We start from the raw sequence: 13,732 nt of genomic DNA, 5'->3' as shown, positions 1-13,732 counted from the left end.
AACTTGTTCCTCTGCGTACATAGAAAAAATACTTTAGAATAAATGAGGTTAGTTATGAAATCACATATAGGATCTATAAAACAATGGGTGAGTATCTTCTTGAGCATCGTGGTTATTGGGCTCTTTTTTTTAAAAGCAGTTCCTAGTTATTCCGCTGCTGAGAATCCAGCAGGTGCTACAGGTTTTACTTACAGTATCACTTTTCCTGACAATCAAGTAGATAAAGAATTAGGCTATTATCAATTAAAAATGACGCCAGGACAGCACCAAAAATTAGCAATTGCCTTAAGCAATCCCAGTGATGAAAAAGTGACCATTGATGTGAAAGTCAATGGAGCAAAAACCAATCAAAATGGGGTCATTGAATATGGGGAATCTACAATCAAAAATGATCCGTCTCTAAAATTTGACTTTACAGATCTAGTAAAAGCACCAGAATCTGTCGATCTAGCGCCAGGAGAAACCAAAAACTTAGAATTGACGGTGGCTATGCCAGAAACCGGCTATGATGGCGTTATAGCTGGGGGTGTTCAGTTGATGCGTGCTGGCCAAACAAATGCCGCAACAGGCGGTGGGGGCTCGAAAATCATCAATCAATATGCCTATGTTATTGGGATGGTTCTACAAGAAACTGAGACCAAGATAGATCCTGATTTGACTCTAAACAACGTCAAAGCTGGGCAAAGCAATTATCGTAATGCAATTTTCGTCAATTTTTCTAATGTGATGGCCACGTATTTAAATAATATGACTGTTGAAGTACAAATTACAGAAAAAGGAAAGGAAACGGTATTATACGAACGCAAACAAACAGCGATGCGGATGGCACCAAACTCATTTATTGATTTTCCAGTCAGTATGAATGGAGAGCGCATGGTTCCAGGCGATTATGAAGCGGATATCCTAGTTACTTCAGGGAAAAAAAAATGGACATGGAAAAAAGAGTTTAAGATTACAGATGAGGATGCCAACAAATTTAATGAACGCGATGTAGGTCTGGTTCAAGAAAAAGGATTAGACTGGAAATTGATTCTACTAATCGTTGCAGCCTTTCTAATATTGATCATTCTGCTCTTTATTCTTCTACGTTTTCTTCGAAAAAAGAAACAAACCAAAGAGGACATAGCCAAAAAAGCACGTAAAAAAAAGAAAAAACAAGTAACTGAACCGACAAGCAACAAACGAAAGAAGCCAAAGAATTAATGGAGTATAGGAGCTGAAGAGAGTGTCTATCGTAGATTGGATTTTCGTTACAGGTATCGCACTAACGATCGTTGCACTCCTAGGATCCGCCTATTTTTTGGTACAGATCTTACGAACATCGCAGCAGATTCGCCGGCTACCAGTCAGACGAATAAAAAATAAGAAAAAACGACGTTTTATAGCGCGCAAACGTCAAAAGTTGATAAATAAGAGGAAACGAAGCCTTAGATATTGTCTTGTTCTATTGGTAGTAACGGTTCTATTTGGTGGAGCATCTGGCTATCTTTCCTACTATCAATCAATGAATTTGACAACAGATGATTCGGATTCTGTCGTTAAAGGGTATTATCTCTTGCGTGATTTTGAAGAACAGATCACGATTGCTAAAGAAAAGGGCGATGACGAAGAAAAAATGCAAAAAAATATTCGGTATCTTGCTACCGCAATGGCAAGTTACGGATCGAAAACGGCAAGTACGTCTAATTCACAAGAAGGGCAGTTGACATTGAATCGCTATTATAATGCCGTCAAACAATTAGGGATGAATGCCAGTACTCAAACCAAAAATTTTTATGGCAATGCCGCTGTTGTCAACGATTTTTTAGAAGACATCAAAAAGGTAGAGACGTATGAAAAAGCAGCATTCGCTTATTATAATGTGGATGAGTCTGCCTTCTCACAAGAGAAATAAATGGAGTGAGAAACGATGAAACAACGTCCGATACCTAAAAGAAAGAACACGACCAAAGTTAGTCGTAACACCCATATACCATCTAGTGGGAAAAGACGTAGTCCTTCAAGAGACAAGCGAGTCTCTAAGAAAAAGCGGCGCAGACGCGGGTGGCAGATAAAAGAATTCTTTCTAGCAGTGACTTTAGTTAGCGTAATAGCTATAGGGGTAAGTGTCTTCTTCATCAGCATCCTAACAGTTCGCGGCTATAGTATGGTTCCGACATTGCGTGAAGGAGACAAGGTATTAATTCAAAAAAAAACAACGTTTCGCCGATTTGACTTAGTCGCATACACTGTCGGCGACGGAGACCCGCAGATTCGACGAATCATCGGATTACCAGGAGAGACAATCCGATATACTCAGGATACGTTGTTTGTGAATGAGCAACCAGTGGACGAAAAATTTTTGGTAGACGAAATCAATGAGAGCCAAAAAAATGGACGTGATTATACGGAAGATCTTGAGCAACAACCGATTGTGATTCCAGAGGGGTATTATTTCGTATTGGGGGATAACCGCCCCTATGCGACGGATAGCCGACATTACGGATTGGTTGCGGAAAAGCGTTTCCTTGGTAAAGTGACCACACAGTTGTTTCCGTTCAATGAAATCAAAGCATTTTAAACTATAGTGAGGTCAGCAAATAAGCTCCGTTAACAAAAATAGCCGGTTGAAAATTGGGTTCTACGTCAAATTGTGTTGGTGAACAAAAAACTGAATAGAAATCAAAGTCTGGTAAGGATAGAACATTCTTATCAGGCTTTTTTATTGTTGTGAAAAAATAAGACCTTGAATAATATAAATACGTGAACGAAAATGATAAAAGTTTCGATAGCCATAGGCTATCCGTTTGATTACCTTAAGTTTATTGTTTAAGCCTTCAGTAATACCATTAGAATAAGGGAAGCGAAACGAATTCTTAATGCCTTCTTTATATTTGTTAAAGAAGAGTAATTTCTTTTTGAACCAGTGTGGTAGCTGATTATCTAGCTGTTGAAGATACTCAAAAAAGAGCGTATGTTCTCGATGAGAAAAAGCATATTTTAAATATTGAACCGTATCATAGCCTGTTCGTAGGACATCATCATAGTGCAACAGTTCATCGACAATATCTTGTTGACTTAATGGCCGTTTAAATAAGGGCTGATAAGCTCGACAGTTTATATCTAATTTATCGGAATCTTTCAATAGTAGCTTCCAATAGCGTTTTAAACGACGGTATTGTTTTGGTTCAGAACTTTTCAAACGGTTCATCGTTTGAATTCGCAGTTGGTTCAACGTACGATTCATTTGTTGGACGATATGAAAGCGATCCGTCACTAATTGAGCATTCGGAAAAACCGTTCGAAGAAGTTGATGGTAACTAGCGTTCATATCGGTTACGAGATACGCTACATGTAGCCGAGCTTCACGTGTAAAGCGCATGAAATGAGCGGTCAATTTGTATAGTCGTCTATCTTCCAGCACTTCTAACAACTGATTCCGTTCTCCATCCACACAAATAAAGCTCATACTTCCTTGGCAAGATTTCATGGATTTAAATTCATCGATACATAGAATTTTAGGGAGGAAGTTCCAGTTTGTTCGATAATTTTTTGATAGTCTCTCCATCATTCTAAGGACTGTTATGTCTGAAACAAAGTGTTTTTGAGCAATCATTTTTCTTGAAACATTCTTTTTCAAGTCAAGCATAATTTGGTATTGAAGCTGTTTAGATAAGTGATGATGTTCTTCAATCAGCTCTGTATGAGCGTGGAAAGTAGCACCACATTCATGACAAAGAAAACGTGTCCGTTTTAGTTCTAATAGAGTGAAGCGCTCATTAAAAACAGGCAATTGAGCTGTTGTTGTATGACTGCCATTTTTGATGATTTGTCCATGATTGAGGCGCCCACATTTCTCGCAATGAGTAGGTGAATAGGTCAGCTTGGCTTTAATCACTTGAGCTTGCACTCCTTTTACTGGTCTTTGTTCCAACCAATTTTCTTCAAACCGGAGGTTTTTGTCTGTAAGTCCGAGCAATAATCTGGTATTCTTATCCATAGGGAACAACCTTTCTGATGATTTGTGGTTTTTGTCGATTTCATTTTATCAGTTAGTTGTTCCTTTTTTGTATTTAAATGCTCAAAAAAGTGCTGGTAGAAAATCTTTTTTGATTTCCACCAACACAATATATTATAGAGCCGAAAATTGAGAAAATTTTCAACCGGCTATTTTTTCTTAAAAGGATCGATTATGGTAAAAATTTCTTTTTTAGTTTTTTAACGAATATGATCAAAATTTTCGATACAATAAAACTGACAGCTATTGTTGAAAAAATAACTATGGCAACCTTAATTCCGTCATTCTGCCATTCTCCGTTTAAAATAGATAAATTAATCAAGCTGTAATAAGCTATTATAGAAAAGAAAATACCTAAGAAGTAAAAAGCCATAATCTCACAACTACTTTGAGTCCCTTTTCTTGCTTCATATTCGGAATAACCACTTTGAAAGGGGATTGGACTGCCATTTTGCGAAGGGTCAGGTTTCATTGTATTTCTAACTAAATCAGTGGTATCTATTTTAGTAGCATTTTTAAAGTCATGTTCAGTCATAGTTTTCTCCTTAATTTTAATAAAACATAGTGAGATTTGGTCCCATTTCTTCATTAGCAGCCACTTTATCAGAATAAATATATAACTGAACTGATTGTATAGTAGTTTCCTTCAAATTGGTACAGAAACGAATAGATGGGTTAAAAAGCTTGTGTATGGCAGGAACTGTTGGACCGTTTGCTTTCAATCCTTTTGAAATGGGTCATTGTACACATATCCCCACAGCCAGTATAGAAAGTATATTGATTAAAAACTCTGTATGAGTAGGAACCATTTCTGAACAGCTCTCTTAGAAAAAACGAAATACCATCCATTAAAAGCCATTTTCTACGAGGACCAACCATTAACAATCCATAAAAATCCCTCAAAACCTTATATTTTCCTTTCATTTTTTGGTATGATGAAGCTATCTAAAAAAAGTGAGGAAAAAAACATGAGTGAATCACAAATAACCAAAAAAGCTATTTCATCGGCATTGATTGAATTATGCGATAGAAAGTTATTCAATAAAATCAGCGTTCAAGATATCACCAAAGAAGTTGGCTTAAATCGTCAAACGTTTTATTATCATTTTACCGACAAACAAGATCTTTTGCGCTGGATTTACACACACGATGCATTGATTTATCTAGATTCACCAGATGTGTCTATTGACAATTGGGAAGAGCAAGCTTTGAAAATGCTAAAAGCGATTCAAGCCAAAAGTGATTTTTACTATAATACGGTCAGTTCTGATTCAGATATCTTAAGAACATGCTTTTCAGCGATAACGAATAAACTGTTCATTAATTTATTTGATCAAATGGATAAAGAAAACCAATTGCTGCCAGAGGACAAAGTATTTTATGCCCGATTCTTTTCATATGGCTGTAGCGGTGTCTTGATTGATTGGATTCTCGGTAGTTACAAAGAATCACCACTAGAAATCGCGACACAGTTATTCCGTTTGGCTAAAGATACTGAATTTTTCTCTTATCGTCTCTATGCCCAGGAAAATGAACTGTTGTGACAAATTGTCCATAGTGTCTAAAAAGAAGACGGAATGGAAAGGCTATCACAAGACATTTGCATGAAAGCATTGTACGCTAGGTACATAAATTGAATCGGGGGGATTTTCATGAAAAAAAGACATATTGGATTAGCTGCCGCAAGTGCATTAGGTGCGGCTTACCTTGCTAAAAAAGTATCTGCTGAAAAAAAAGCAACAACTGCTGCTGAAGTAGAAGAAGAAATCAATAGCCGTTATTATGGAGACAAACAGGTTTATCTGATTGGCGGTGGTATTGCAACTATGGCGGCAGCGGTTTACTTAATACGAGATGCTAATTTTAGTGGAAAGAACATCCATGTGATCGAAGGGATGAAAATTCTTGGTGGAAGTAATGACGGGATCGGTACGAATGACAAAGGCTTCGTCGCGCGTGGTGGTCGGATGCTAAACGAAGAAACTTATGAAAATTTCTGGGAATTGTTCGACAGTATTCCTTCACTTGAATGGCCCAATCATAGTGTGACAGAAGAGATTTTGAATTTTGATCATTTACATCCGACGCATGCACAAGCTCGTTTAGTGACAAAAAATCAAGAAATCCTTGATGTTCATACAATGGGCTTTGACAACGAAGATCGTCTAGCGATGACAAAACTATTAGCGGCATCTGAAGAAAGCTTAGATGACGTAACGATCGAAGAGTGGTTTGGTCCGCATTTCTTTGAAACAAATTTCTGGTATATGTGGCAAACAACATTCGCGTTCCAAAAATGGAGCAGTGCGTTTGAATTACGTCGTTACATGAATCGAATGATTTTAGAATTTTCTCGTATTGATACCTTAGAAGGGGTTACTCGAACACCGCTAAACCAATACGATAGCGTGATTTTACCATTGAAAGCATTTTTAGAAAAACATGGGGTAGACTTTACGCTAAATGAAGATGTGGTTGATTTAGAATTTGAACCAGGCGCTGAAATTACCGTAACGGCGTTGAAACTTGGCGATGGAGAAACAATCGAACTAAACGCAGAAGACGTGGTAATCATGACTAACGGAACGATGACAGATAGTTCGACAGAAGGGGATTGGAGCACACCAGCGCCAGTTGTTACAGAAGAATCTCGTTCTGCACGTCTATGGCGCAATATTGCGAAGAAAAAAGCTGGCTTAGGGAATCCTGAACCATTCTTTGGAAACGAAGCTGAAACAAATTGGGAAAGCTTTACTGTCACTTGTCGTGGGGACAAATTATTAAAACGAATTGAAGAATTTTCTGGCAACATTCCTGGATCAGGTGCTTTAATGACGTTAAAAGATTCAAGTTGGTTGATGAGTACCGTTGTGGCGGCGCAACCTCATTTTAAAAATCAAGACCCTGATACGACTATTTTCTGGGGCTATGGTATTTACACAGATAAAGTCGGTGATTACGTGAAAAAACCAATGCGTGATTGTACTGGGGAAGAGATTTTATACGAATGGATTTGCCAAATGGGGTGGCAAGCGGATTGGGATGAAATCATCAAAGATGTAGTGAATGTGATTCCAGCTTACATGCCTTATATTGACGCACAGTTCCAACCACGTAAAATGACAGATCGTCCGCAAGTTGTTCCAGAAAATAGTACGAATTTTGCGATGGTCAGTCAATTTGTGGAAATTCCGAAAGATATGGTCTTTACAGAAGAATATTCTGTACGAGCTGCGAGAATAGCTGTCTATACGTTATTTGATATTGATAAGGAAATCATTCCGGTGACACCTTACAATCGTGATCCAAAAGTGTTAGCAAAAGCTGCTCAGACGATGTTTAGATAATAAGTGATAGGTACTAAAAGAGTGAGGCTGGATGTGACGCGTAGTGTGATGTCCTAGCCTTACTCTTTTAGGATAACTCTAATCAATAGAGTTATAGGAAGAATGACCTAGAAAAATCTCGGACTTTAGATGGATGTTTCTCTCAAGACAAAAACGTATAATAGAGAAGTAGGGAAATAAAGAAGAGAAAAAATAACAGATAAAGTCAAAAGGAATAGGGGAATGGTTCATGAAACGAGTATTTAAAACAGTAGTATTTGAGATGAGTTTGTATTATGGGTTGTTGGCCATTGTGTTGCCATTGATTTATGCAGTTACATATCATGTTTCATTTATGTCTGTTTTTAGCGTTGAGTGGCTTGCGGTGACACTATTCATCTATCCAATCGTACTTATTTTATCCACTATTCGTTATGGATATGGTCGAATGAGGAAAACGACTCATCTGTAAATAGAATAAAACAGCTAAATTAAAAGCATGCAACTTTTAGTTTAGCTGTTTTATTTTTGAGAACCTATAATGTTAATTGTTCCATATTGAATGCGTCTGTCATTGCTTGTGTAGCCTTTTCCATTGGTGTGACTGATTCTAATTCACCTTGCACAGCGATTCGTGTTGTCGCATACATATCGCCACAGGTGATCAATGTGATCATCTTCTTGCCTGGGACGTCATCGATCAACTCTACTCTGGAAGGATCGATTTTTTCAACATAAGTGATTTTATATGTATAAACATTGTTCAAATCTGTCGTATAAATCAGTTCTCCTGGTTTTGAATATTCCAGTGGTGAAAACAAAGAAATCATGTCCTGTACACGATGACTAGCAAGAGCATAATTGCCTTTCCCCATCTCTTGATCCGGCTTCATCGTTCCAGCACCCGTTAGTAAAACAACATTGTCTAATCCTCTGAAAATCGGCAAGTTGATTTTTACATCAGGCAGTGCAACGGCACCAACAACAGGCAGGTTTTTATTTGACAGCTGGGCTTTTAGAACAGCTTCTGTACTAAGAGATTCAACTGCAGCAAAGTCAAAAGAAGTATCGGTCTGATTATTTTTTTGAACGATTTCAGGCGTTAACTTCTCTACAGCATATTCTTTTCCATTTTGTTGAATCAACCAATTTCTGATTTGTGTATTGAAAACTAAGGCTAAACCAACAATGAGTAATAAGAATAGGAAGATATTAATCAGCCAATTACTTTTTCTTGATTTTTTCTTTTTAGGGCGTACTTTTTTCGAGGCCATAAGCATCCTCCTTTTTTCTTTTAAGTGTATCATAAATCAATTTGAAACCCTAGTTTAAAATTCTTATTTTTTTTATAAATAGATATATTAAAAAGGAACCTTAAAAGTACGGAAATTGCACATTATTTTTTAGTGGATATCCTTTATCTGATATAGAAAGTGGGCACTTTTTAACTCTTTGTAACTTAATCTTAAAATAAAAGACACAAGCTTTTCTTTCAGAAATATTGTAGAATGGAATAGAAGACAAACGATGGGGGTGATAGAACAAATGTTGGATTTGATTTATGTACATATTGATATGACGAGTAATGCAGTATTATCAAAAGGGATCACACATACAGACTTTACGCGCTCCATTGTTCATCACCCTAAGAACCTGCTATTACTGAATCCTTCTGTTGAAGAAGGGGAGTACGATATGCACAGCGGATTAAAAATTATTCGCGGACAAGAGAATGTAGAGTACTATTTTTCTACTGCTCATCGGCGCAAAATGAACGAAGAGATTAAATGGATCGATTTTTCAGATGTTACAATGCTCAAAGAATTGACACCTTTGGAAATTTCAGAGCTGCTTTACTTTGGTCATATGAAAACGAGTCTTCATTCGCCATTTTTTTATAAATTACAAAATGATTTCGTTTTTTTTGAATTTGTCGATCACATGACAAGGGTTTATTATCGTTATATCGACGAGTTTTATCGGATTTTGGCGGATAAGATCACTCGGGTGATTTTGGAAAAAGTCAATGATCGAAAAACATTCTTTAAACGAGGCGTTTCAGTTGAGAAGCTGGATGTAGAATTATTGAAAGAAATGAAGACAATTTTACAAGAAGGCGTTGTTTTTTGTTTCGATCAGATGGATATCAAAGGCAAAGAATACCATATCCCTATTCATGTAGTGGAGGATTCTTTATGGAAAACAAAAAACTTTGCGTATCGCAACGAACCAGTAATAGCAATACTGATTTACAATACAGCCAAACGAAGATGGCGTTTAATGCAAGAAGATGAGTTTGGATTCACCGATTTGCCCAGACAGGCATAAGGACATTATAGAATAAAATGAGCAAGCGGAAGAAAGTGAAAACTAAACCGACCTACAAACGTTAGATCAAAATCTAATGCTTTTAGGTCGGTTTAGTTTTTAATTCAGCTTGTCTTTTTTTCGTCTAGTTCATTTTCCTTATCTTTCAACGCATCTTCAATTTCTTTATGCAAGAAGTACGAAATCACTGTTCGGATCACGACCAAAATGGCTAATTTTAAAATATCTTGAAAGGTTGGTTTGATGATCGATTCAATAATATCTGCAGCAATCAGTATTTCCAAACTAAGCAAAATATAACTACCTAGAAAACTTTTAATGAAATTATTTTGTCGGGCCATCACAATACGATTTCGGTCTAAGCGTTCACTTTTTAGAAAATCGATTCCAGCCATGATAACACCCCAAATCAAGACAATGATTGAAAAAATATTCAACGCTAAAATAAATAGATCAAAAAATGGAATCAAGTTATCCATAATATTTTGAGCTAAATCGTGCATTCGGTATCCCTCCTTTTTGGTAAGACCATCGAAATGATTTAGTCTTGTTGGATGCCTTTTTTAGCAGAAACCAGCAACATCATCGGTCTACGCAACTCATTACGCATTTCAGTACTAGCTTCTAACATTTCAGGAGCAGGCATTGGCTCGACAATTCGGGTAAGCTGAAAGCCGTTCGTTAATAAGCCATCTAGATAAGTTGTTAAAGTCTTATGGTATTTCAGGACTGATTCACCTAAAAAGGTTGTTTCGCGAATACTCTCATCAAAATAGCGGTCAACTGGCCAATAAAGGGGTTGCTTATCCTGGTCGTAAACCCAATCTTCTGTTCCTTGTGCGGTAAAAATTGGATGTTCTGCGGAAAAGACAAAATCGCCACCAGCGGTTAAACAGTGATTGACCTTCTTTGCAATCTCATGGAATGAAGGCACATAGTGAAGTGCCAACGAGCTGATGACAATATCGAATGTTTCGTTCAACCCGTCGATTTCTTCCATACCCATTAAGTGATAACTGATTTTTGAGGAATTTGTCATTTCCTTCGCTTTTTCAATCATTCGTTCAGATAAATCAATGCCAATGACTTTTTTAGCACCGTTCTCAACGGCATATCGGCAATGCCAGCCGTAACCGCAGCCAAGATCCAGAACCGTTTTTCCAGTAAAATCAGGGAGTAGTTTTTTCAGCTCATGCCATTCGCCGGCACCTTCCAGCCCTTTTTTTGATCGATCCATTTCGCTGTACGCTGCAAAAAAGATAGGGTTGTCATACTCATTTTTCATTGTATAGCTCCTTTTAAAAAGTGTATGTTCTATAGTCTATATTGTATCAGATTGCTAAAATAATACCCATAAAAGAGAATGGAACAAGAAGTTGAGCTTTTATAAGGTGCAACTTGATGCTTACCGTTTTAGTGAAAAGTATGACCGCAATCACACAATACACGAATAGCGTTGTCTTTATCCTTGTTTTTGATTAAAAGGTAATCTGTATTATAAGTAGAGAGGGCGAAAATCGAGATATGATTTTCGGCTAAAGGGTTGGCTAATTGTGTTAAAATACCGATTAAAGAAAAGTCTAATTCACCGACGATCTGGATAATAAACCAATCATTATCGACAGAAAGAGCTTGATCCGTTTCAAGTGAGCCACAAGGAACAACAATCGAACATTCATCTTCTGCATAAGTGATACTTTTGAAGTCGTTTATCTCATGAAAAGACATAGGGATTTTGGTATGGGTAGGAAATTTCATGATTGTATAGTTTAGTTTATCTAATAATTTTAGTTGCATTGTGTTTCCTCCATATACCTTTTATATTTAAACAGGAAGCTGTAACCGTACTTGTGAACCATAAATAGGCGGGACCAGCTGACAGGTGTCTTCAAAGCCTGCATCCACACATAATGCTTGGGTGAAGGCTTTGTCCTCATTGACAACAATCATAAGTTGGTCGATCGTTGAAAAGTGTTGACGAATGAATGATGGAAGCAATTGAATGGCTTGTCGAACATACCCATTATTTAAATGGCGAAAGTCAGTTGAAATATCTTGCACAATTAAACAGTTTTTATTATCAGAGTAAGGACTACTGCCCTTTGCTTCAAACAGGGTCAAAAAAGCAACCAAATGCTCGTCTTCGAAAATAAGAACAGCGTGCCGTCGTGGGTCTTTTTGTGTTAATGCAATAGCAATTCTAGGCTCACGAACATAGCGTAACTTTATGTCTGATAAGCAGTAATGATCGATAAGTGTTTGATGTGTATCATTATACATTTTCAAATACATGATTGTCCCTCCTGACAGATAAGATACTTTCTTCATCTTTAGTATACCCCGTTTACTTGCTTTTGTGCAGTGATCTTATACTATTTTTTCTCTCGGAACAAAAACAGCCCATCTATTTCTTGCTAAGGTTCTGTAGACGTAAAATCGAGATGTTTATAAAAGTCAAAAGCATAAGGAGAAGTGTTTAGCGTTAGTTTTTTAGTGTTATAAGTTGGCGAGTAATCTCTTGTTTTTAGATAAAAAAACAGCCAGAGAGAAATAGTATCTTTCCCTCTAACTGCTTTGTTTATTTGATTAGACGTTTGTCATTTTTAGACAAAGTACTTACTTTTTTTATATGTTCAACAGTAATCATCCGAATTTGTTGACTATCTTCTTGTAAGCGTAGCATGATCGAATCACCAATTTTTTTAGAAACGATCCAACCGGAAACTGTTTCAAACTTTTGAGAAGTCGGCACTTCCTTTAATTGTAAAACAACTAAACTTTTTTGAGCAGAAGCAACTTGTAATTTCTTAAGAATTTCTTCACGCTCTTTATTTTTGCTCTGCTTATCTTTAGAGTCGTCTAAAAACGCCGAAAAGAAACTTTGGGAAGACTGGCTGATCAATTTTGAAATGCTTTTCATTGTTGATTTATGGTTATTGTCCATTCTTCTACCTCCTTTACGAATTTACTGCTACTGTCAGACTCTGAATAATCAGGTACTATCATTCTACCTAAAAAAGACAAAAAATTCAAGAAAATATGTTCGTAATAATTTCGTCAATGATTATTCCTACTTGCTTTTTTCAATATATTCAGTAATATTAGAAGTACTGATTACTGTATATGTAATTCGTTTGAAAGTGAGTGATCGGCTAAGACTTTCAACTGAAAAGAAGGAGATACCAATGAACCAAAAAGAGACGAAGAATTCAAAAGTTTATATCATAGGATTATTAGTAGCAACTGCATTTGCAGGAGCGATTTTAGCAAAAGTAGCACCGATGGAAGAAGGACACGGATTTTCAGCTTTATTTAATGATAGTAAGGCGGACGAGATAGAAGTAACGGAGACAAGTGAAACTAAAAAAGAACCAGAAAAAGTCAAAAAACTAACTTATACTGAACAAATCAATCAAGATTTAAGTGATGGGAAATTTGCGAACCGGATGCCAATCAACTTATTATTGCAAACAGACGATAAATGGAAGACAACGCCATATGGCATGGGAAATCCTGATGGGAATACCTTAGAAATTAATGGTTGTGCGATTTTGTCTTTAGCAATGGTATCATCTTATTTAGATAACAAATCATATACACCTCAAGATATTTTAGACTGGTCCAAAAATGATTATTTTGTTGAAGGGGAAGGTACGGCTTGGTCGGCGTTCTCTGATTTTGCAATGGTAAAAGGGTATCAATTTCAAGATCTTGAAACAGATATTGCCTCTGTAGAAGAGCACTTGAAACAGAAACATCCTGTAATCATATCTGTAAAGCCAGGTTTATTTACAAAAACAGGTCATATCATGGTGCTTAGTGGGACAAATAACGGAAAATTTTGGCTGAATGATCCAAATGATTCAGAAGCAAAAGGACATTCGAAAAAAGAGTTTACAGCGGATGAATTGATGAATGAAGCCTTGAATTTTTGGGTAATCTACAAATAGAGAGTTGAAAGATTTTAATTGTACATTATCGCAACAAGATAAAGCTGATATTTCATAGTGCTACTTAATTTAAAGTGTGGAGCAAAACGGCGTTTTTCGTTTGGGCTACACTCTTTTCTGTTTTTCGGAAA

General features: G+C 36.7%; 16 protein-coding genes. 8 read left to right on the top strand and 8 right to left on the bottom strand.

Going from position 1 to position 13,732, the window contains the following annotated elements; all coding sequences use genetic code 11:
• Positions 1–54: 54 nt before the first annotated feature.
• The 3 genes from IGJ34_RS14605 to lepB are packed head-to-tail and all read left to right on the top strand — an operon-like array spanning position 55 to position 2,560.
• Entirely contained in the window at positions 55–1,203 is a 1,149-nt protein-coding gene (locus IGJ34_RS14605) for a DUF916 and DUF3324 domain-containing protein (protein WP_111248933.1), read from the top strand.
• 22 nt (positions 1,204–1,225) lie between these two features.
• Complete coding sequence (locus IGJ34_RS14600; protein WP_111248932.1) at positions 1,226–1,894, top strand: hypothetical protein; 669 nt, start codon at positions 1,226–1,228, stop codon at positions 1,892–1,894.
• A gap of 15 nt (positions 1,895–1,909) precedes the next feature.
• Positions 1,910–2,560, top strand: coding sequence for a signal peptidase I (gene lepB / locus IGJ34_RS14595; protein WP_111248931.1), 651 nt, complete (start codon positions 1,910–1,912; stop codon positions 2,558–2,560).
• Between the two features lie 141 nt (positions 2,561–2,701).
• Here the strand turns inward: lepB and IGJ34_RS14590 are convergent, their stop codons facing one another.
• Both IGJ34_RS14590 and IGJ34_RS14585 read right to left on the bottom strand, forming a co-directional pair.
• Entirely contained in the window at positions 2,702–3,979 is a 1,278-nt protein-coding gene (locus IGJ34_RS14590) for an ISL3 family transposase (RefSeq protein WP_430597749.1), read from the bottom strand.
• Between the two features lie 190 nt (positions 3,980–4,169).
• A complete protein-coding gene (locus IGJ34_RS14585) occupies positions 4,170–4,532 on the bottom strand; it encodes a hypothetical protein (RefSeq protein WP_430597748.1) in 363 nt (120 codons plus the stop codon).
• Between the two features lie 433 nt (positions 4,533–4,965).
• Here IGJ34_RS14585 and IGJ34_RS14580 point away from each other — a divergent pair, with 433 nt between their 5' ends.
• From IGJ34_RS14580 to IGJ34_RS14570, 3 genes are all read left to right on the top strand, one after another.
• Complete coding sequence (locus IGJ34_RS14580; protein ID WP_069654936.1) at positions 4,966–5,541, top strand: TetR/AcrR family transcriptional regulator; 576 nt, start codon at positions 4,966–4,968, stop codon at positions 5,539–5,541.
• A 108-nt stretch (positions 5,542–5,649) separates the two neighbouring features.
• Positions 5,650–7,344 (top strand): oleate hydratase, encoded by a 1,695-nt coding sequence (locus IGJ34_RS14575; RefSeq protein WP_430597747.1) that lies wholly within the window; start codon positions 5,650–5,652, stop codon positions 7,342–7,344.
• A 229-nt stretch (positions 7,345–7,573) separates the two neighbouring features.
• Entirely contained in the window at positions 7,574–7,795 is a 222-nt protein-coding gene (locus IGJ34_RS14570) for a hypothetical protein (RefSeq protein ID WP_069654938.1), read from the top strand.
• A 64-nt stretch (positions 7,796–7,859) separates the two neighbouring features.
• On the opposite strand, the gene IGJ34_RS14565 is transcribed toward IGJ34_RS14570, so the two are convergent.
• On the bottom strand, positions 7,860–8,597 hold the full coding sequence (locus tag IGJ34_RS14565) for a class A sortase (protein ID WP_069654939.1): 738 nt from the start codon (positions 8,595–8,597) through the stop codon (positions 7,860–7,862).
• Between the two features lie 271 nt (positions 8,598–8,868).
• Here IGJ34_RS14565 and IGJ34_RS14560 point away from each other — a divergent pair, with 271 nt between their 5' ends.
• The gene (locus IGJ34_RS14560; protein ID WP_111248928.1) at positions 8,869–9,651 is read left to right on the top strand and encodes a hypothetical protein; all 783 of its coding nucleotides are present in this window, start codon (positions 8,869–8,871) and stop codon (positions 9,649–9,651) included.
• Between the two features lie 104 nt (positions 9,652–9,755).
• On the opposite strand, the gene IGJ34_RS14555 is transcribed toward IGJ34_RS14560, so the two are convergent.
• From IGJ34_RS14555 to IGJ34_RS14535, 5 genes are all read right to left on the bottom strand, one after another.
• Complete coding sequence (locus IGJ34_RS14555) at positions 9,756–10,154, bottom strand: DUF1622 domain-containing protein (RefSeq protein ID WP_069654941.1); 399 nt, start codon at positions 10,152–10,154, stop codon at positions 9,756–9,758.
• A gap of 38 nt (positions 10,155–10,192) precedes the next feature.
• Positions 10,193–10,936 carry a class I SAM-dependent methyltransferase gene (locus tag IGJ34_RS14550; RefSeq protein WP_430597746.1) on the bottom strand — a complete coding sequence of 248 codons (744 nt, stop codon included), beginning with the start codon at positions 10,934–10,936 and terminating at the stop codon, positions 10,193–10,195.
• 128 nt (positions 10,937–11,064) lie between these two features.
• Positions 11,065–11,448: an ACT domain-containing protein gene (locus IGJ34_RS14545; protein ID WP_430597745.1), complete on the bottom strand. Its 384-nt coding sequence runs from the start codon at positions 11,446–11,448 to the stop codon at positions 11,065–11,067.
• Between the two features lie 27 nt (positions 11,449–11,475).
• On the bottom strand, positions 11,476–11,979 hold the full coding sequence (locus tag IGJ34_RS14540; protein WP_430597744.1) for a GNAT family N-acetyltransferase: 504 nt from the start codon (positions 11,977–11,979) through the stop codon (positions 11,476–11,478).
• Between the two features lie 250 nt (positions 11,980–12,229).
• On the bottom strand, positions 12,230–12,595 hold the full coding sequence (locus IGJ34_RS14535) for a hypothetical protein (RefSeq protein ID WP_206836907.1): 366 nt from the start codon (positions 12,593–12,595) through the stop codon (positions 12,230–12,232).
• Between the two features lie 241 nt (positions 12,596–12,836).
• On the opposite strand from IGJ34_RS14535, the gene IGJ34_RS14530 reads away from it, so the two are divergent.
• Positions 12,837–13,601, top strand: coding sequence for a C39 family peptidase (locus IGJ34_RS14530; protein ID WP_111248923.1), 765 nt, complete (start codon positions 12,837–12,839; stop codon positions 13,599–13,601).
• Positions 13,602–13,732: the final 131 nt, after the last annotated feature.

The organism is Enterococcus sp. AZ177 (assembly GCF_050544585.1).
In the GTDB taxonomy this organism is placed as follows: domain Bacteria; phylum Bacillota; class Bacilli; order Lactobacillales; family Enterococcaceae; genus Enterococcus_L; species Enterococcus_L plantarum.
This window is presented reverse-complemented; position numbering and strand designations above follow the sequence as displayed.